Source organism: Kitasatospora sp. NPDC059146 (genome assembly GCF_042786665.1).
Classification (GTDB): Bacteria; Actinomycetota; Actinomycetes; order Streptomycetales; family Streptomycetaceae; genus Kitasatospora.
On sequence record NZ_JBHZCY010000275.1, the window covers coordinates 1 to 1,173 of the forward strand.

A 1,173-nucleotide genomic window follows, 5' to 3' on the forward strand; every position below is an offset into this window, starting at 1 on the left:
CGCCCGGGTGTTTCAGCAGATGCCGCTGCAGCAGTTGCAGCGGCTGCGGCATCGTGATGAACGGTGCGCCGTTGCGCAGTGCGCCGGGTTTGCGCTCGACCAGCGTGACGTAGTGGCGCCAATCGTAGAAGGTCATGTGCCGCTCGAAGCTGCGTTCGTGGCGTGCGATCTCCTGGGCGTTGGCGACGACGCTGAGATATGCCGGATAGCAGCGCACGCTCACCAACTGGTTCGTGTACTCGGTGGGCACGCTGTAGCGGTTGCGTTGGAAGTGAATCAGGCTGGTCGACGAGACTCGCAGGGTCTGCTCGATGTAGCCGTCAAACGGCCGTGGATTGGGCATCAGCCGGGTACGCTCGTCCTGCAGCACATCCTCGACCGTCAGCTCAGGCCACTGCGGGTGCCGCATGTGCCACGCCTCACGAACGCGCTCACCCGGCCGTAGCTGCCGGCGTAACCCTCGGCGCGGATCGCCTCGAACATGAACCGGGCGGTGCGCCGGTCACGCTTCGGGCGATGACTGTCGGCACGCAGCCAACCTGTCAGCTGTGCGGCCCAGTCGTCGATGACGCTCGGGCTGACGCGCTTCGGATACTTCGGCTCGACGGCATCAGTCTGCCGCAGCCAGCGGCGCACCGTGTTTCGGGACAGGCCCGTACGCCGCGCAATCTCGCGCAACGGGACCTTCTCGCGGAAATACATCCGCCTGATCTTGGCCAATATACCCACCGTGATCACCTTTGTATCCCCTGCTCAAAGATTGAGCAGAGCATTCAATCACGTGGGTCAAAATTCGATGAAAATTTCCAGCTCTAGTGGGTCAGTTCTGCCCGGACATCAACAGGCTATGGCCAGCTCCGCTGATAGCGGACGTGGAGCCGTCCCGTCGGCGAGCTGCAAACTGCGGCTCGCCGAGTGCCCTAAGTTATTTCTGATTTGATAAATTTATGAACATAAAAATTCATTGGTCTACCGCATTGACCCTTCGAGCCGACCCAACGCTGATATACAGCCTCTCTGTGCTCGAGAGCGTGGACGACGTGCCGGGGGTCTACGTATTCGCGAGGAAGTACGGCCATCGCATCACCCCGCTTTATATAGGGAAAGCTCTAAATCTAAGAGGGAGAATCAAGCAGCAATTGAACAATCTGAGGCTGATGCGTCAAATACAGG

General features: G+C 59.7%; 1 pseudogene. It reads right to left on the minus strand.

Going from position 1 to position 1,173, the window contains the following annotated elements:
* A pseudogene (locus ACFXPX_RS43890) lies at positions 1 to 729 on the minus strand (helix-turn-helix domain-containing protein); the annotation flags it as partial.
* Positions 730 to 1,173: the final 444 nt, after the last annotated feature.